Here is a 16,967-nt window from a genome sequence, read left to right on the forward strand (position 1 = left end):
CCAGCGGCGGTACAGACTGCTGGTGCTGCTGGCCGCGTGGCGCGTCGCAGCGCGTTCAACAAGATGTGGCAGAAGGCAGTGCGCACGGCGGGAGCCAACCCGAAGCTGCACCTGCACGATCTGCGGCACACCGGCCGCGCAGACCGGTGCGACGCTGCGCGAGGTGATGTCCCGCATCGGCCACGGCAGCGCGCGAGCAGCGCTCATCTACCAGCACGCGACGAGCGAGCGGGACCACCGGATCGCCGAGGCACTGGACCTGATGATCCGCGAAGCGCGAGCCGCCGGAGAAGAGGCCGCGAGCTGACCTCCGGCCACTGATCTGGCACGAATCTGGCACGAACGCCGAACGGCGCCCCTCCCGGGATCGGGAGTGGGTGCCGTTCGTGCTAGTCAGAGCGTGGAGCGGGCGACGGGAATCGAACCCGCGTAGCCAGTTTGGAAGGCCTCGCCAGACTGGCGTTCGCCGCCGCCGACCAGGGGAAACAGCGGACAAGACGCCCTTTGGCTGACCGCGTGTGCCCGCCAGTAGTTGCACGCCAATTGCACGGCGGCCCGGGATGGGCGCGTCGCTGACCACGAACCCGTCTGCCCCTTGCTTCGCTCAGCCAACTGGCAGCGTAGACCTTGCCTCGACTATCGTCGGGCAGCAGTCGATTCCGCGACTTGGAGATGTATGATCCAGCGTAGAACGTTCCTGCTCGCAGGCTTCAATGCTGCGCTTTTGACGCACATGTCGTGCGGGAGCAACAGGCCGCTGGCGTCTGTATCTGGATTTGCGGACGACTTTGAAACCCTGAGCACGGATCTCTGGACCACTGGCGAGCCGCACACCCTCGCGCGTACCGAAATGCTTCCAACGAATGTCACGGTCGTCGATGGAAAGCTGCATCTTAACCTGCCCGGCGGGGATCTGACCGGGGCCGAGCTGCGGAGTGTTGCCGCGCTTCCGGCGGGAACATGCAGGGCCAGGATCAAGGCAGCAGACTCCCCGGATTCGGTCACCGGTTTCTTTCTCTATGCGCCACCAGATTTCGCACATGAGGTCGATATTGAACTATATAATCGAACCGCTGGCCATGCGAGGTTGACGACCTACGCGGGCGGCGAACTCACGAAGACCGTCGAGGTTGACTTACCCTTCGACCCCGTAGCGGACTTTCATGACTACGCCATCGCGACCTTCCCCCGAGGCGTCGAGTTCTACGCGGACGGCCAGCTTCTCGGGTCCTGGGCCGCAGGGGTTCCCATCGACCCGATGAACTTCTATCTCAACGCGTGGTACCCGACCTGGCTCGGCGGCGTGCCCGCCCGTGAGGCGACAGCCGTCGTGGTCGACTCGGCTAGCTTCACCCCGCACCAGGCCTGATGCGTCGCTGAGCTGCATCGAAGCAGCCTGTGAGGAATCACTACGCGGCATCCGGTACCCAAGAAAGATGATCGGAGCGGTAGTGCGCTAACAAGCCGACTGCAGGCCACGACAGGTGACACGAAAGGCGCCGCGGACGCTCCCCATCAAGCGAACCGCCTCGGCCACGGAACCGTGTGGCGCGCCTCCCTGCGATTACAATCTGGGAGAACCGTGTCCAGTCACGCCTCTAGTCCCGCGTTTACCTGCGACATCTTCGCGGCTGGCCCCGCACTGCTCGGCCGCAACTCGGTGATCGATTACGGCCCTGCCGCTCAGGCACTGATCCAAGGCAGGTCGGTGCTCGTGACGGGAGCTGGCGGCTCCATCGGCAGCGAAATCGTTCGCCAGGTCCGAAGTCTCGGCGCCGAGCACGTCTACATGCTCGATCAGGACGAGGGCGCGCTGCATGCACTTCAGCTCGAGATCAGCGGAAACGGCCTACTCACGGATCCGCACGTCATCCTGGCCGACATCCGAGATGTCGACACGCTCCAACGGCTCGTCTGGGACATTCGTCCCGACATCGTCTTCCACGCCGCCGCCCACAAGCACCTACCGTTGCTCGAACGATTCCCCAGCGAAGGAATCAAAGCTAACGTCCTGGGCACTCACAACGTCGTCGCTGCAGCCGAATCCGCCGGCGCCCACCTCATCGTCAATGTGTCAACAGACAAGGCAGCAAACCCGACCAGTGTTCTCGGCGCGACGAAGCGAATCGCCGAGGACATCGCAGCCTGCTACGCCAGTGACCGGACCCGCGTCGCCTCGGTGCGCTTCGGCAACGTGCTCGGCAGCCGTGGCAGCCTCCTGACCTCGTTGGCCTGGCAGGTACGAAACGGCCACCCAGTCACCGTCACCGACGCACGTGCCACCCGCTACTTCATGACCATCCCAGAGGCCGCGTCCCTCGTGATCGAGGCAGCGGTTCTAGCTCGCGGCGGAGAGACCTACGTCCTCGACATGGGCGACCCCGTCGCCATCGTCGATCTCGTCGGCCGCTTCCTTACCCTGACCGGTGCCGACAACCCAATCGCCTACACCGGCCTGCGCGACGGAGAGAAGCTCGACGAACAGCTCGTCGATCAGAGTCGCGAGCAGACCACGGTCACCCCGCACGACCGCATCTCATGCATCCACCGCCGACCGGTCGAGCAGTCCAGCTTCTTCACACAGGTACACGATCTTTGCGCTGGAGCGCCGGTCATGTCCCGCGACGAACTGCTCACCAGGCTTTGGCAACTCGCCAGCCCCGTCGTCGTCCCGTCCGCCCGTCAGACCCCGGAACTGGAAATCGCGTCATGACCATCTACAGCGCGCTCGGATGGGTGCTCGCCCTCCTCCTGCTGCCCCTGGCCTGGATGCTCATCGACGCCATTGGCGGCGTCCGCGCCCGCCACTCCGCTGCGGTGAACGTCGGCACATTCAGCGTCTCCGACTTCGCTGTATTGGTCCCTATCTATGGCAACATCCGCTACCTGGAGAACGTCGACTACCTCGCCACCTACGGACCCAAGGTCGTCCTCTGCACCACGACCCACGAGACGGACGAGTTCAACCGCGCGCTGATCGAGATCGCCAGCAGGCACGGCTTTCGCATCTTCCGAGCCCACGCCGCCCCGGCTTCGCACGACGGCAAGCGAGCTACCGGCGGCACCGTACGCGACACCGTCATCCGTGAGGTTCTTCCGACACTCGCCGAGACGTACGTGGTCTGCATTGACGCCGACACGACCACCACCCAGCCTCTCGAAATCCTCATCGGGGCCATGGTCTCCCGCGGTCTCGACGTCGCATCGATCCGACTCGTACCCTCCAACGCACGCCACTCGATCATGACGCGGCTACAGGCCTATGAATACCGGCTCGCCATGAAGATGCGAGTCATCGCCCCGTGGCTAGTGTCCGGTGCCTGTCACGCCGGACGGACCGAGGCTCTGCGCGACGTCATGCGCCACCACTCCCTGTTCTTCCAAGGCAACGACGTCGAGACGGGTGTACTAGCAGAAGGCATGGGCTACCGCGTCGGCCATGTCCCGTTCGAGGTCCCCACGACAGTCCCCGAGACCTTCCGCGCGTGGTGGAGGCAGCACCTGGCCTGGGCCGGAGGCGAGTTCCGACTGTTCGTCGTCAACGCCCGGATCGGGCTCCGTCACCCGTACTTCTGGAGCTACGGTCTCATCGTCACCATCCTCATGCTCCCACTGCGCTGGCACGCCATCGTCCACGCCAACTCGATTCTGGCAATCGTCGTCGTCCTCTACATCGCACTCGGCCTCTACCTACACCGGGCCGGCCGCGACCTCGCCCTTCTCGCAGTCCCCTTCTATGCCGCGTTCATCAGCCTCGTACTCGTCCCCCTCGGCGCCTTCTCCTACGCGAAGATGGCCCTCAGTGCGCGCAACGCAGGAGTCATCCGGGTACCGGAACGGAGTGTTCGAAGCGGCAGCGACCGCGAGACCACCGCGGCAGGCCATACTCAGTAGCGCTGGCGCCTCGCTGCTACTCCACGGGCTTGCGTCGCGATGGCGGGGGGCGTGAAGCCTACTGATGGCCAGGCTGAGGGTCACGTTCTGGCAAAGCCGCGGCCGCCTTGACGGTATCCGCACCCTCGGGTGAGATGCGCGAATGATGGTCATTTACAAGATCACATGTCCGAGTGGCAAGATCTACATCGGTCAGGATCGAACCGACACGCTGAACTACTTCGGGAGCGCGAGCAGCTGGCTGATCGAGTAGGACTTCACTCGAGTCCAGCAACGCGACTTCACGATTCGCAAGGAGATCCTCTGGGAGTCGGACACTGCGACACAATCCGAGGTCAGCAGGGTCGAGCCTGACTTCATCCGCCGCCTGCGCTCGAACGATCGGGCCGTCGGCTACAACCGCTGGCCCAAGCATGATTCGGCGACCTCTTCGGTGTGAAGCAACTGAGGCGACGGCTCGACAGGCGATGGTGCCCAGGTGAACGGGTTTGTCGAGTCCGTGGACGTCCGCCGGGTGCTGCCGTCGTGAGGGGCCGTTGTCAGGCAATTGGTCAGGCACCCCACGACACGGGGTCTCCCGCCGCGCGTCCACCTACAGACGAGCAGGCGGTAGCCCCGGCTTGCGCCACACCAACAGGTACCGCCACATCGCCAGCAGCCGCGAGCGACTACCAGGGAGCACTGTGCGCGCCGCGTGGCGGACTTCGGCGTAGGTGTGCTGCGGCGGCCACACCATGGGCGCGGAGTGCTCCCAGAAGCCCAGGCGCCTCCGGAGGTAGGCGTGCTGCACCGCACCGAACCCATGCAGCAACACCTCTGGGAGTCGGGAGGTCCGAGCAAGACCGACCACAGCCACAACACCTCCCGGTGCAGTCAGCTCGGCGAACCGCAGCAACGACGCTTCGAGGTCCGGGAGATGGTGCATCGTGGCGACCGAGGCGACCACGTCGAACGAGCCCAGCTCGAAAGGGTGGCTCAGGACGTCTCCCCGCACCCAGCGGACCGAGTCGTCCTCCAGCCGCGCCGCGTCCAGAACAGTCGAGTCACAGTCGATGCCTGTCACGTTGGGGACTGCACGGCGCATTTCCGCCGCGAGCAGGCCGTTTCCTGTGCCCACATCCAAAGCTGATGTAGCCCCGCTGGGGATGACATCGAGCACGAGCCGGTGATAGTGGATGTTGTGGTTCCATCTCTGCGCTGGCTCGTCAGGCACGCACGCAGAGTGCCAGACAGGCACGCCCCGCGATGCGCGCTCTTCGGTGTGACGGCGGCCGAACACGACTACGTTGTACTGGCCTGTGATGTCGCGTGCCGTCTACCCAGGGCCTTCGTGTCATCGCGTCGTCTCAAGTTGCAGCAAGCTCCCCAGTGGTTTGCTCCGGGATTGCTCCGTGTACGCCCCTGTACGGCCACAGTGCCAGCGACCGCTCGCTCTCCCGCGCGACCCACCTCACCGAGCCGTGGCTGCGCCATCTCGTCGACCTGGCGCAGCCCGATCACGTTGGGGTCAGGGGGCACCGCCAGACAAACCGGACCACCTAGGGCGCGGCGCCCTGATCTTGGGCGTCGGCCCAACCCGACCACATTCCCAGGCTTGCCCCCTGGCCCCAACGTGATAGCCCTCCGGAGGTCGTCGAGATGGCGCAGCCACTTGCCACAAACGACCCGGACTCTCGTCGAGCGCGTATCGCCACCATCTCGGAGACCTGCCCGCCCGGCGAGGGCATCTTCTGACTTGAATCACTTTAGGACGGAACAGAACCCTTCGAATTGTACAGATAGCCTAAGAACTCGCTGTGCGCCACTCGCGACTCGTCCCATCTCCACACGCCAGCAGGGCGTGACCGGCGACTAGTCGATGTCAGAACAAGCCGCTTTTCAGCACGAGATATCCCAACAAAGAACGCCGAGGCCTCGTCCGCTGAATCACCCCAGAAAGTCTCTCGCTCAACCGCAAGCATGACCACGGAGTGAAACTCAAGACCCTTACTTTTGTGAATTGTCATTATTCGGACGGCCTGGTCGTTGTCTAAAGAAGTTACAAGATCCTCACCAGTGGTTACAACACCGCATACTTGATTAATGTTCGCAAGACACTGCGCTTGGACCTCATCGAGGTAGTTCCCGTCCCGATATTCCGACGCTAAATTGCGAGTAAAGTCGACACCAATCCTACTGATAAACGATGAGACAGCCTCTTCAACTTGATCCCGCAGGCTGCCGGCTTGACCAAGCTCCTGCTTCGTACTGCTGATGTAGTTCTCCCATTCCAATCGATAGCGGTACTCCGCGGCGGGCGTCAGGTCGGAAGGGATAAGGTAGCGATACAAGCGCACATAGGCACGAGCCTGCCGATCACCAAATAGCACTCGCAAGTAGTCGTTCAACAGGTTGAAGAGTGGCTCCTTCGCGAGGTCCTGCATAGACTGTTCGTCCCGACAGGGGACCCCTCGCTGCCCCAACTCCCGAACCAGGTCAGCGGCATACAGATTAGGCTGCTTAGACACAAGGACACCGATTCGCGATGGCTGCAGATTCTCATCGGAGATCCACCTACTGATTTCGTCCGCGAGGTGTGCCGCCTCATCAACCTCGCTATCGAACCCTAAATGTACTGCTTCGCCTTCATCACCAACCAAGTCCGTAGCCGGCAGGGCCGCATCAGGCTCAAGCACCTTGACCATCTCGTTCTGCATGCGTCGCAGACGAACCCCTGACCGTCGATTGATGTAGAGATTGAATCCGGTTGCCCCGAAATCTTGTCTAAATCGCTCAAAGATTCCTTCTAGCGCACCAGCCCATCGCATAATTCCCTGCTTTGTGTCACCTACTGCTGTTAGGACAGTCGGCGTTCCACCAAAAGCGACGCAAAGAAGCCTGTATTGGTCGCTTGTGCAATCCTGGAATTCGTCGAGTAGAACGTGACTGTACGTCTGTCGAATAGCTCGAAGTGCAATTGGGCTGGCTTCAAGAATCCTCGTCGCCAGAGGAATCATATCCCCGAATCGGATCTGCTTTCCGGGAATCAGCGTCTTCCCAACGGCGTAGTCAACTGTAAGCGCATCAGCCCCCTCTAGCACGACCCGAAATCTGTCGATCAGGCTTTTGCTAAAGGCATGAAACGTGTGACTGTCAAGTCGATCAGCGAGTTCGCTACCGCAGCGGCCCCTCACTCGTTCCGCAAGGTTCGCCCGAGCGTCACGCTTGGCCGAGATTGCCAGAATCCGCCTCGGATAAGGGCAGGATCCGGTTCGGAGTAGGTAATCACACCGTTGAGCTAAGACCTCTGTCTTCCCTGAGCCGGGGCCGGCAGTCACAGCAACACTTGCAGTCGACGTGACCGCTTTCAGAGCGTTAGGTTCCAGAGTCAGATCACCCGCAGGAACCCAAGAGTCTCGCGCGCTCACTCTGGAAGATCTTTCATCAGCTTATCAATAGATTTGATCATTCGAAGCAGTGAAGCCGGGGCACCGTCACGCAACTCGTCATCCGTCAAGTTCGACAGTGCGAACAGATGCGAAACAGGCTTGCTTGAGAGCTTGAAGATCCGGTGGTAGACGGAGAAGTGCATTCGCTCTTCCGTTGAGTACATCTCGACTGATTTAGCACTCTTGCCGAGAACCGAGGAAATCACGTCCGGATCCGGAGGCTCCAACTCGCTCTCTGTGATTCCGTACGCCTGAGCGAAACTAGTAATCATCGAGAAGTCAAGATCAAGGGGGTCAGAGAAAAATACTTGATTCTTCTCCTCAAGCCATTCGCGAGCCTTCGTTCCACGTTTCGACGAATGAGGAAAGTCGCATAGATCATCCCATTTTGGCAGCTTACTGATAACGTCTTCGCTTACCGTCGAAGCGGGATCGTGCTCGCGAAGCTGCTTGAACGCATAACGGATTCGACCCCAGCCGGCCTGATGCCTGCCAGTGTCTAGGTCCAGCAGAGTTACATGGGGGATGTCCAACCCACGCAGAAGACGCCAAAAGTGATGTACGAAACGACCACCGAGAGGAGCAACAGTGATCGAAGCATCGTCCGACCCATACTTAAACGCTTGCAAGAGTCGTGGCAGTACGATCAGCTCACTATCGCCTTCGCCTAGCACTACGAGGCGAGAGAAGTAGAGCTCTGGGTACGCCTGAACTGCTTCTTTTACGAACTTACGGGCCTCAACATCATCAGCAGGAAGAACGATACTCCGGATTGTCGTCTCTCGTTGATCATTAAGTCGAAGGTATCTGATCGCCTCGGGCGACACTCTGCGGAGCATAGAGGGTGCATGAGTCGCTACCGCGGCTTGCGCACTAGCTGACGACGCAAACTTGGTCAGAGCGGCGACGACTCGGCCCAGATAGTGAGGGGAAAGACTATTCTCTGGTTCTTCCATGACAATCATGGAGAACGTGGGTGGCCGCAACTTAGCTGCATCGAAACCGGTCGCCTGTCCCGACAGGACGTCGTTGAAGATGGCTTGAGCGCAAAGGACTAGAGACAGATAAAGAAGAGACTGTTGTCCATCAGACAGTAGGCTGTAGCTGACCGATCCGTCGCCATGTGTCGGACTGAACGAAACAGACAAGTTTCGAAGGACAGCTTCGAGGTCCGAGTTCTCGAAGGCGAGGTTCGGATCAGAGTAGAACGCGCCCTTGTGAAGCGACTTCCAATCTTCTTGTAGGCGTTTGGTCACTGCGATCACACCGGGATTGACTCCTAGAAGGTTGATCCCAACTTCATCGGCCAACTCAGCAAGCTTGCTTCGCTCCTCTGTCCAATCAGCCGCACGCAGGAGTTTCCCCAGAAGAGTAGTTGCATTGAAGGATATGTGCTCAGACGGGTCACGACGAGCCGGAATGTAGTGAACCTGAATCTTTGTGCGATCAAATCGCGAAACGGGCTGGCACTCCAGCGGATCGTTATTCTCATCTGCTCGCGTTACGTACTCGAGCTTTTCGTCGATTTCACCGTCGATATCAATCTGGGCGCTCAAGCGAATGCGGATCAAGGGAGGCGAATCAGGAGTTTCGAGTTTGAGATGCGCGTAGTGGTCAGGAACAGCTGGTGACTCTCCGTCTTCCAACAGCTCGGAGAACCCGAAGTCCGCCTCTATCCAAAGGTTAGCACTAACCTGCTTATCGCTTGTGACGTGAAAGTCTGAGGACTTGACACCTCGATTTCGTTTTTCGACTGCGAACATCCGAGACAGCGCCCGCAGAACGGCGGTCTTACCAGACCCGTTCGGACCGATTAGGAACGTAAGTGAATCGAAGTATACGGTTGAGGGCTCCGATCCAAATGACTGGAAGTTCCGCAGACGAAGACACTTGAGGTGCACAAGACTCCTTGTCGCATGCGGTGGCGTCCGACTGCAACCGCTCAACTACGGATCGTTAGCGACCCCCGAGCTGTTACTTGCTGCACCTCAGTCCAAGTAGCTGATACCGCGTGGCCGCCGGGGACCGGCCGGAGGCCGCACGCCCCGGCGGCCACAAGCGGTGCGGCGCCGAAGGCGCCGCCTTGATACCGAGAGGAAGGTCTAGACACGGCGAGCGCTGGCGTCGTTGTCGTGTCCCGGCTGATGCTTGACGTTCCGGTCTCACCTGATGCTTGACGTGCAGCGCGGACCAGGGAGGTAGGGTCGGAGTCATGTGGCTCCCGCTCGCGAAGCGCCCCCGTACCGCCTGAGGCGGTGCACCCCGCCGTCCGACCCTGCTAGGTCCGACGGCCTCTCACCCGTGCCGACATGGGCTTGCCGTGTAGACGTGCCACCGCCGCGTTCCCGCTTCCACGTTCAGGGACTGCGCGACTGTGGAGACCACTCAGGCCGTCGGCTGCCACGCTGACGGCTCTTCCCGATGCCCGACCCCGCTGGACGCCGTCCTCGAACGGCTGCGGTGCCCGCTGTGCCACGCCGCCGTACTGCGCCGAGACGGCAAGACTGTCCTCTGCCAGAGAGGCCATTCCTTCGACATCGCCCGCCAGGGCTACCTCACGTTGCTGTCCGGCCGACGCCGTCACCGTGGAGACACCGCGGAGATGGTGACGGCCCGAGAATCATTCCTGGGCCAGGGCCACTACGACGCACTGCGCTCGACAATCACAGCGTTCGCCGCCGAGTACGCCCCACGGCAGAGCAGGCTCGTCGCCGACCTCGCCGGAGGCACCGGTTACTACCTCGCCTCCACTCTCAACGCACTTCCGCAAGCATGTGGCGCGACCCTGGACCTGTCGGCAGCTGCACTGCGACGTGCGAGCCGCGCCCATCCCAGGGCCGCCGCCATCGGAGCAGACATGTGGCAACCGCTGCCCCTCGCGTCCCGGTCAGCCGATGTCGTGCTGAACGTCTTCGGTCCACGGACACCGGGCGAGATCGACCGCGTGCTGACCGGTGGCGGGGTCCTGATCATGGCGACGGCGGGCGCGGAGCATCTGCGTGAGCTACGCGACCGCCTCGGCACGATCGGCGTCGACTCCCGCAAGGCGAACCGGCTGCGGCACGCCTTTGGAGGCTTCGTCGAGGTCGCTCGACAACCGGTGAGATGGCGACTCGCACTGAGCCGCGACCAGGTGCGAGCACTCGTCGACATGGGGCCCAGCGCCCATCACATTGACTCAGACCACCGCGCCCGCGTTGTGCAAGAGTTGCCGGACACTCTCGGGCTTACCGCTGCTGTGGACGTCGTCGTTCTCCGTCGCGATACGAGCGGAGGTTAGACGGTCGCGGCGTCGGCGACGACGGTCCATCCTGCGGCACGGTCGGGATCGTCCCCACTGCCCAAGGCGATACTTCTGGCCAGTGCGCGGGCCGTGTTGAGGTCGTCATAGCTCAGCTTGAGCGCAAGCACGGCGATGTCGTACGCGGCTTCACCGTTCATCCCGCGGGGGTCGATGAACCACAATCGTCGGCCCCCGTGCAGGACGTTCGGAGGCGAGAGATCGCCGTGGCAGAGGCCCGGGCGTAGGTCGTCGGCGAGCTGGTCGAGCATGTCGAGTCCGGCGCGACGCTGTTCCTCAGCAGCAGGCCCGCGATGGGGCGGCTGGTCATCGGCCGGCGGTTCGGTGAGGCGAGCGTGCAGCCAGGGCACGATGTCTGGGGCCGATACAGGTCCGCTCCCGCTACGGAGGACACCCATCATTTCGGTCACCCTCGCAAGCTGGGACGGTGTCGGCTCCTGCTCGGCCAGTGAGGTCCCGGGACTGATGGCGTCCATCGCGGTCCAGGTGCTTGTCTGAGTGTTGCTGACGAGATGCAGGGCAGGCGCCAAGTCGAGCGCTGCCAATCGCTCCGATACCGCAGCCTGGTGGGCGGCGGCAGGATCCGGACTGGATCGCAGGACCAGACGCACGCCGGAGCGACTCGTCGCTTCGATCACGTGGGCTGATCGTGCAGAGAACGTACGACCGGTAGGTGTCACGGCGAGCGCGGCGCAGACCTCAGCCAGTTCGTTGGAAAGGCTCTCGATCCACGCAGCCGCACGGTCAGGCCATCGGCAGCGCACAGCGTCGGCAACAGCGGGGCTGAGAGAAGTCACGAGCGCAGTGCCCCAACGAGGGTGTGCATGTCGTCTACGACGACCAGGGCGTCCGCGTCGGCCAGTCCTTCGGCTCGCTCGGGCTGCTTGGCGTAGCCGATGCACGGCACTCCTGCTGCTGCCCCGGCGAGGATGTCGGTGATCGAGTCTCCGACGAACACCGCGTCGCTCGGTGCCGCTCGGCTGATCTCCAGGGCTACGTGCAGTAGGTGGGGGTCGGGCTTCATCTGCTCGGGGTGCCCGAAGGGGCGGGCGATGATCTGCGCGACGTGTTCGGTGAGGTCGTGGCGGGCCAGGTAGGTGCGGATGGCTCGCTCGGAGTTGTTGCTGACGACTAGGACGGCGTGGCCGGTGGCAACGGCGGTGCGGATGAGCTCGTGGGCTCCGGGGGTCGGTTCGGCGAAGATCGCGGCGCGGGTCTCGTGCTCGATGGCGTGAGCCTCGACGTCACGACCGGACTCGGGCGAGTGCCGGTAGGCGGCTCGGAGCAGGACCAGCGGGTCATCGGTGCGGACCTCGGTGAGATCGATGCCGTGCACGGTGGCGAACTGGCGGACAGCGGCGGCGACCTCGGGTGCGGGGTGGCCGGCGAACAGGTGGGCGACGGGCCCGTCGAAGTCCAGGAGCAGGACCCGGGCGCCGCGGAGCAGGTCAGCGAGCTGGGTGCGGGTTCCGGCCGGGAGGGTCACTGCGGGTACTCCCGGGTGATGGTGGTCCACACGGAGTCGAACCAGGTGCGGGCCTGAGTGACGTACTGGGGGCCGTTGCTGGTGTCGGCGTCGTCTCCGGTGGAGAAGTGGAACAGGGTGGCGTCCTTGCCCATCGGGTCGAAGATCGGCACGGGGGCCTTGTCGATGGTGACGGTGTGCTCGAGGACGGGGTAGAAGCCGAAGAACGCTTCCTCGTCGTTGATCAGGTAGAGCTTGAACAGCGGCGAGGCGCTGTGGGCCCGGACCTCCGCGGTCGCGGTCTTGACCAACCCGAGGTCGGCAAGCTCCTGAACGCCGTCGGTGATGCTGTCCACGGCACGACGAGTGATCCGGTCGGCGCGCTTGCGGACTGCGGGGTCGTCGGCGGCGGTGTCGGCTCGGCACGGGAGCGCGAGGGGGACGCCGGGATCGGACAGCATGATCCGCACGGCGATGGACTCCGGGCTAAGGCGTCCGGCGCGGACCTTGTCCAGGACCTCGGACAGGGTGTTGGCCAGGGTCTCGCCGGAGAACCCGGCGAAGTCGATGCGCACGTGCGGGCGCTCGAACGCGGCTTCGATGTGTGGGCGCAGCCCCACCGGTAGCTCGGTCTGGGCGCGGACGAACACCCCGCTCCCCTGGCGGCTGATGAGCAGTCGCTCGGCGTAGAGCGGACGCAGGGCAGCTTTGACCGTCTCGCGGGCGACGCCGTAGCGCTCGGCCAGCTCAGGCTGCGACGGCAGCTTCTCCCCCGCCTTGAGCTTGCCCAGCTTGATCGCGGCGCGGATCTGGTTGGAGATCTGCTGCGACGGAGTGCGCGGATCCTCCGGGTCCAGGTGCGCGAGGAACTCGGCTGGCGTGCTCATGACCCCACGGTATCGGTCGGCTGACTAGCCCGGCTAGCCATCTTCCACGTTCGTGCTTGACATGGCTAGCCAAGCCGGTCATTCTGAGATGGCTAGCCAAGCTGGTCAGGTCAACGAAGGAGAGAGTGATGAGGGATCTTCCGGTAGTGCTCGACGGCTTCAAGCTCACGGTGGTGGAGCCGCCCGCACCCAAGACCCGTCAGGACGCCAACGGCGCGGAGGTGCCGGTCACGGATCGGGACGGGGTGACGCAGTTCGTGGTGTCGCTGTTCGCGAAGCTCCAGGTCCAGGCGGGGCAGCGGGCGCCGAAGGGCGAAGAGATCAAGGTGACCCTGACGACGGACCCGGGTGAGGGGTTCGGGGAGGACGCCCGGGTGCAGTTGATCGACCCGAAGATCAACCCGTACTCGATCGAGTCCCCGGATGGTCGGACCGTCTCGGGGATCGCGTTCAAGGCGATGGGCCTCAAGCACGCCCACCCCGCGCCTGCGCCGATGCGGCGGGGTAAGGACGACGAGAACCACTCCTGACCGACACCGTCTGCGTGTCGGTGTCGCCCGGGTGATGTGCGGGCCGGCCGCCTGACACAGCGGCCCATCTATTCGCCGGAATGGTGTTCCGGCAATTCCCAGTAATTCCGAGACGGGGACACCTGTGTCCTTGATCAGGGGTGATCTGCGGTGGTGTGTGGCGAATGCAGCGGTAGCCGAGCGTGCGATGTGTGCGACGGCTACGGCGACTCGACCTGCGGTGTCGAGTGTGGGGCGTGTGGTGGTTCCGGGGTCTGCCCGGGCTGCTTCGGAGACGGCGAGACCCACGGTCCGGTGCCGTCGGTCGGGATGGAGATGACGGCATGAACACCAACACGAGCGTCCGTCCGCGGGTGACGACCGGTGTGGGTCGGCTGGTGCGGCGGCTGGAGATCGAGCGGCGTCGCTGGTCTCGCACCGAGCACCCGGTGGTGGCGACGGAGCAGGCGTGGCGGGCCGGGGTCGCCGAGGGCCTGCGCCTGGCCCAGCTCGCCATCCGCAAGGGGGTCTGAGGCGGTGGCGATCAACCTCGGGGCCCGCGACCGGGTCAAGACCCTGCCGAAGGTCAACCGGCGCGCCCTGCGCAAGTACGGCGAGTTCTGGCGGGCATTACAGCTCGTCGGCGACGCCCTCGCCGAAGCCGACAAGGTCGCCGCGAAGGCCACCGATTCCAAGTCCAAGCGGTCCGGGAAGGGGGTGTCGGCGAAGAGCGGTGCGGGCGGGGAGCACTGGTCGACTGCGTCGCCGGAGGAGATCCGGGCCTCGGCGAAGACCGCACACGCCTCGCTACGGGTCATGGCCGCCTCAGCCAAGAAGTGGGAGGCCGAGTTGGTCTCCCGCGAATGGAGGAAGTGATGTCGAAGGCTGTCGACCGCACCGTCGAAGAGTTGGATGCCGCGATGCGCGAACTCAAGCGTTCGTTGCATGGGATTCCGTATCGGACGGGTGGGTTCAAGAACACCCACGACAACCTCGCCCGCGACGTTGCCCACCTCACCGTGCACCTGGACTCGGCACGGGGCGCTCTGCGCGAACAGAAATGACCACCGGGTGGTGGGGTCGCCCGCTGCACTGATTCTTGGCGGAAACACACAGCGGGCGCCCCTGCTACCCGACACAAACTCTCGTGAGGACTGGTAGCAGTGAACAAGCGTAGTAGCTCTGCAACTCGTATGAACGGCCCGGCCCGCACCCATGTGGGTCGTGCGTCTCGGCCTCCGGGGCGGGAGTTCCAGGCGTTGGCCTGGACCGCCCGGCATCCCGGGTTCGTCGCCGTCCCCCTGATCGTCCTGGGGCTGGCGCTGATGCTCGGCCCGATCGTCACCGCGCTCATGCTCGGCGCTCTGGCGGGCTCCGTGGCGGTCTGGGGTCGTGCCCACCCGGCCAGCTTCGACCGATTCGCCGCACCCGCACTACGCGCGACCTGGCGGCGCTGGACGGTCTACCGCGGCCGACGCTGGGCGCAGCTCATGTCCGACTGCGGGCTCACGAAGGAGCACCGGCATACCGGGGACCTGCTCGTCCCTCGGGTGCTGCGGGTGCGGTCGTCGTCGGCGTCGATCGACACCGTCTACGTCCGCATGGTCCGCGGCCAGGACGTCGCCTACTGGCAGGAACGCTCCTCAATCCTCTGGGAAGCGCTCATCGCCCACCGGGTCGCCATCACCCGCCACCGCCCCGGTGTGGTCGCGATCGTGATCGAGTGGGAGCTTCCGTTCACCCGCACTATCCCCGCTCCGGACATCCCGGAGACGACCGAGGATGTGGACCTGGGTGCGGTGGAGATCGGGGACAACGAGCGCGGCGAACCCTTTACCGCCCCCGTCATCGGCGGACACCGCCTCGTGGCCGGCGCCTCCGGAGCGGGCAAGGGCTCCGTGCTCTGGTCGACCCTGCGCGGGGTCGGGCCCTGTATCCGCGACGGCATCGTCCGGGTCTGGATGGTGGACCTCAAGGGTGGGGTGGAGACCGAGCAGGGCGCCCCGCTGTTCCACCGCTACGCCACCTCCATGCCCGCCGCGCTGGAGCTGCTGACCGAGTTCCGGGACGCGATGCGCGACCGGCAGGACGACATGCGCGACCAGAACATCCGCGCCTGCACCCCGAGTGTGGGGACGCCGGTGGAGCTGCTGGTCATCGACGAGATGGCCATGCTCACCGCCTACGGCGACCGCACCTCGGTCCGCGACGCCCTCCGCCTCCTCGCCGAAGTCATGACCCAAGGTCGGGCGTCCCTGTTCGCGGTCCACGGCTACCTGCAGGAGCCCTCCAAGGACGTCGTGGACGTGCGGGAGCTGTTCACCCAGCGGATCTGCCTCGGCGTCACCGCGGCCTCCCACGTCGACATGGTCCTGGGCGAAGGGGCGCGGGAGCGTGGGGCGCTGGCTGATGAGATCCCCGGCGACGCCCGCCACGCCGGGATCGGCTTCGTCATCGACAAGGGGTCGCGTCTACCGGTCCGGTTCCGGGCGGCGTTCGTCTCCGACGACGACATCGCCGAGCTGGTGTCCCGCTGCACGCCCCCACCGGACGCCGACGTGATCGACCTCGACACCGAGCGGGGGGCCGCCTGATGGGCACCACCACCGCATGGGTCCTGCGCACCTGGCTCAAGTTCACCCTGCTCTTCGCGCTGATCGTCGGCGCCACGTGGATCTACCTCGGATCGGCGTCCGGCTGGTTCTGGATCGTCACCGCTGGTGCGGTCGTGGCCGAGTGGTACGTGGTCCGCCAGCTCGCCCGGGAGTGGTCGTGGGAGGCCCGCGCCACCTGGTGGTGGTCGGCATGACCGGCCAGACGAGCACGGTGCAGGGTGCGTTGTTCGGGGATCCGGTCACCGTCGAGACCAGCGACCACGGGCCCGCCGCGACGCAGGACCCGCGGGAGGTCGCCCGTGTGGTCGGTCTGGCGCTAGACCCGGGGCTGTTCGTCATCGAGCGCACCGGACTCGTGCTACGGGCCGACCCGGCCCGGCCTGGCGCCGACGCCCTCGCCCGCCACGACGGGGACACCGTCGCCCAGCTCCTCGACACCGGACACCTCCGCCTCGGCGGCACCCACCACATCCACCACAACGGCACAGAAAGTCCCGCCCGCTCGGTGCTGGTGCCCAAGGCGACCCGGGACATGGTGTCCCGCTGGGACCACCTACGGCCCATCCCGGCACCGACGCCGGAGCCCGCCAAGACGCCGCAGCGCTCCACCGGCGTGATCAACGTCGACGTCGTCGAGCCCGGTAAGGCGCTGGTCTGTCTCGGCATGACCGGTCAGGGCGGGACGATGCTGCGCGACGGCGGGCGCTACCGGGTCGAGAACGACCACGGCGCACTCGTCGGCCATGCCTCGTCCTACCGGGCTGCTGCTCGGCTCCTGGCCCGCTACCACGGCTTCACACCGGGTCCGGTCGAGATCGAGCACGAGCACCGCCGCTACCGCCGCTGAGGCGGCCTGGCCCGGCTCCGC

18 protein-coding genes and 1 pseudogene are annotated in these 16,967 nt (G+C 64.4%); 12 read left to right on the forward strand and 7 right to left on the reverse strand.

The window, feature by feature from the left end:
- The first annotated feature begins 22 nt into the window (after positions 1 to 22).
- From DMP17_RS39495 to DMP17_RS39510, 4 genes are all read left to right on the forward strand, one after another.
- Positions 23 to 307, forward strand: coding sequence for a hypothetical protein (locus tag DMP17_RS39495; protein ID WP_337832208.1), 285 nt, complete (start codon positions 23 to 25; stop codon positions 305 to 307).
- A 369-nt stretch (positions 308 to 676) separates the two neighbouring features.
- Complete coding sequence (locus tag DMP17_RS39500) at positions 677 to 1,369, forward strand: glycoside hydrolase family 16 protein (RefSeq protein ID WP_337832209.1); 693 nt, start codon at positions 677 to 679, stop codon at positions 1,367 to 1,369.
- A gap of 213 nt (positions 1,370 to 1,582) precedes the next feature.
- Positions 1,583 to 2,713, forward strand: coding sequence for a polysaccharide biosynthesis protein (locus DMP17_RS39505; RefSeq protein ID WP_337832210.1), 1,131 nt, complete (start codon positions 1,583 to 1,585; stop codon positions 2,711 to 2,713).
- The gene (locus DMP17_RS39510; RefSeq protein ID WP_337832211.1) at positions 2,710 to 3,894 is read left to right on the forward strand and encodes a glycosyltransferase family 2 protein; all 1,185 of its coding nucleotides are present in this window, start codon (positions 2,710 to 2,712) and stop codon (positions 3,892 to 3,894) included. Before DMP17_RS39505 ends, DMP17_RS39510 begins: the two co-directional genes overlap by 4 nt.
- 592 nt (positions 3,895 to 4,486) lie before the next feature.
- Here DMP17_RS39510 and DMP17_RS39515 read toward each other — a convergent pair.
- The 4 genes and pseudogenes from DMP17_RS39515 to DMP17_RS39525 form a co-directional block, all read right to left on the reverse strand.
- On the reverse strand, positions 4,487 to 5,107 hold the full coding sequence (locus DMP17_RS39515) for a class I SAM-dependent methyltransferase (RefSeq protein WP_337832212.1): 621 nt from the start codon (positions 5,105 to 5,107) through the stop codon (positions 4,487 to 4,489).
- Positions 5,108 to 5,639: 532 nt separating this feature from the next.
- Positions 5,640 to 6,590 carry a 3'-5' exonuclease gene (locus DMP17_RS39520; RefSeq protein WP_337832213.1) on the reverse strand — a complete coding sequence of 317 codons (951 nt, stop codon included), beginning with the start codon at positions 6,588 to 6,590 and terminating at the stop codon, positions 5,640 to 5,642.
- Positions 6,591 to 6,659: 69 nt separating this feature from the next.
- Positions 6,660 to 7,301, reverse strand: a pseudogene (locus tag DMP17_RS46570) (UvrD-helicase domain-containing protein); the annotation flags it as partial.
- Positions 7,298 to 9,223 carry an ATP-dependent nuclease gene (locus DMP17_RS39525; RefSeq protein ID WP_337832214.1) on the reverse strand — a complete coding sequence of 642 codons (1,926 nt, stop codon included), beginning with the start codon at positions 9,221 to 9,223 and terminating at the stop codon, positions 7,298 to 7,300. The gene DMP17_RS39525 and the pseudogene DMP17_RS46570, both read right to left, overlap by 4 nt.
- A gap of 473 nt (positions 9,224 to 9,696) precedes the next feature.
- Between DMP17_RS39525 and DMP17_RS39530 the strand changes: the two genes are divergently transcribed.
- The gene (locus DMP17_RS39530) at positions 9,697 to 10,602 is read left to right on the forward strand and encodes a putative RNA methyltransferase (protein WP_337832215.1); all 906 of its coding nucleotides are present in this window, start codon (positions 9,697 to 9,699) and stop codon (positions 10,600 to 10,602) included.
- Here the strand turns inward: DMP17_RS39530 and DMP17_RS39535 are convergent.
- The 3 genes from DMP17_RS39535 to DMP17_RS39545 are packed head-to-tail and all read right to left on the reverse strand — an operon-like array spanning position 10,599 to position 12,975.
- Positions 10,599 to 11,525, reverse strand: a complete 927-nt coding sequence (locus DMP17_RS39535; protein WP_337832216.1) for a phosphotransferase — start codon at positions 11,523 to 11,525, stop codon at positions 10,599 to 10,601. The two genes, DMP17_RS39530 and DMP17_RS39535, sit on opposite strands and share 4 nt — an antisense overlap.
- Positions 11,417 to 12,109, reverse strand: coding sequence for an HAD family hydrolase (locus DMP17_RS39540; RefSeq protein WP_337832217.1), 693 nt, complete (start codon positions 12,107 to 12,109; stop codon positions 11,417 to 11,419). Before DMP17_RS39540 ends, DMP17_RS39535 begins: the two co-directional genes overlap by 109 nt.
- Positions 12,106 to 12,975: a winged helix-turn-helix domain-containing protein gene (locus DMP17_RS39545; protein WP_337832218.1), complete on the reverse strand. Its 870-nt coding sequence runs from the start codon at positions 12,973 to 12,975 to the stop codon at positions 12,106 to 12,108. The genes DMP17_RS39540 and DMP17_RS39545 overlap by 4 nt, the downstream gene beginning before the upstream one ends.
- Before the next feature lie 128 nt (positions 12,976 to 13,103).
- Here DMP17_RS39545 and DMP17_RS39550 point away from each other — a divergent pair, with 128 nt between their 5' ends.
- The 7 genes from DMP17_RS39550 to DMP17_RS39580 all read left to right on the forward strand — a co-directional run bounded on the left by DMP17_RS39550 (position 13,104) and on the right by DMP17_RS39580 (position 16,946).
- Positions 13,104 to 13,505 (forward strand): hypothetical protein, encoded by a 402-nt coding sequence (locus tag DMP17_RS39550; RefSeq protein WP_337832219.1) that lies wholly within the window; start codon positions 13,104 to 13,106, stop codon positions 13,503 to 13,505.
- A gap of 323 nt (positions 13,506 to 13,828) precedes the next feature.
- The gene (locus tag DMP17_RS39555; protein ID WP_337832220.1) at positions 13,829 to 14,017 is read left to right on the forward strand and encodes a hypothetical protein; all 189 of its coding nucleotides are present in this window, start codon (positions 13,829 to 13,831) and stop codon (positions 14,015 to 14,017) included.
- A 4-nt stretch (positions 14,018 to 14,021) separates the two neighbouring features.
- Positions 14,022 to 14,360: a hypothetical protein gene (locus tag DMP17_RS39560; RefSeq protein WP_337832221.1), complete on the forward strand. Its 339-nt coding sequence runs from the start codon at positions 14,022 to 14,024 to the stop codon at positions 14,358 to 14,360.
- Positions 14,360 to 14,548, forward strand: a complete 189-nt coding sequence (locus DMP17_RS39565; RefSeq protein WP_010223771.1) for a hypothetical protein — start codon at positions 14,360 to 14,362, stop codon at positions 14,546 to 14,548. The genes DMP17_RS39560 and DMP17_RS39565 overlap by 1 nt, the downstream gene beginning before the upstream one ends.
- Positions 14,549 to 14,743: 195 nt before the next feature.
- Positions 14,744 to 16,078: an FtsK/SpoIIIE domain-containing protein gene (locus DMP17_RS39570; protein WP_337832222.1), complete on the forward strand. Its 1,335-nt coding sequence runs from the start codon at positions 14,744 to 14,746 to the stop codon at positions 16,076 to 16,078.
- The gene (locus DMP17_RS39575; RefSeq protein WP_337832223.1) at positions 16,078 to 16,293 is read left to right on the forward strand and encodes a hypothetical protein; all 216 of its coding nucleotides are present in this window, start codon (positions 16,078 to 16,080) and stop codon (positions 16,291 to 16,293) included. Before DMP17_RS39570 ends, DMP17_RS39575 begins: the two co-directional genes overlap by 1 nt.
- Complete coding sequence (locus DMP17_RS39580; RefSeq protein WP_337832224.1) at positions 16,257 to 16,946, forward strand: hypothetical protein; 690 nt, start codon at positions 16,257 to 16,259, stop codon at positions 16,944 to 16,946. Before DMP17_RS39575 ends, DMP17_RS39580 begins: the two co-directional genes overlap by 37 nt.
- Positions 16,947 to 16,967: the final 21 nt, after the last annotated feature.

The organism is Pseudonocardia sp. TMWB2A, assembly GCF_017312135.1.

Bases quoted from the DNA above. Each gene is read 5' to 3' on its own strand.
- DMP17_RS39500 (WP_337832209.1), top strand. From the start codon at position 677: ATGATCCAGCGTAGAACGTTCCTGCTCGCAGGCTTCAATGCTGCGCTT.
- DMP17_RS39510 (WP_337832211.1), top strand. From the start codon at position 2,710: ATGACCATCTACAGCGCGCTCGGATGGGTGCTCGCCCTCCTCCTGCTG.
- DMP17_RS39520 (WP_337832213.1), bottom strand. From the start codon at position 6,590: ATGCAGAACGAGATGGTCAAGGTGCTTGAGCCTGATGCGGCCCTGCCG.
- DMP17_RS39545 (WP_337832218.1), bottom strand. From the start codon at position 12,975: ATGAGCACGCCAGCCGAGTTCCTCGCGCACCTGGACCCGGAGGATCCG.
- DMP17_RS39550 (WP_337832219.1), top strand. From the start codon at position 13,104: ATGAGGGATCTTCCGGTAGTGCTCGACGGCTTCAAGCTCACGGTGGTG.
- DMP17_RS39555 (WP_337832220.1), top strand. From the start codon at position 13,829: ATGAACACCAACACGAGCGTCCGTCCGCGGGTGACGACCGGTGTGGGT.
- DMP17_RS39565 (WP_010223771.1), top strand. From the start codon at position 14,360: ATGTCGAAGGCTGTCGACCGCACCGTCGAAGAGTTGGATGCCGCGATG.
- DMP17_RS39575 (WP_337832223.1), top strand. From the start codon at position 16,078: ATGGGCACCACCACCGCATGGGTCCTGCGCACCTGGCTCAAGTTCACC.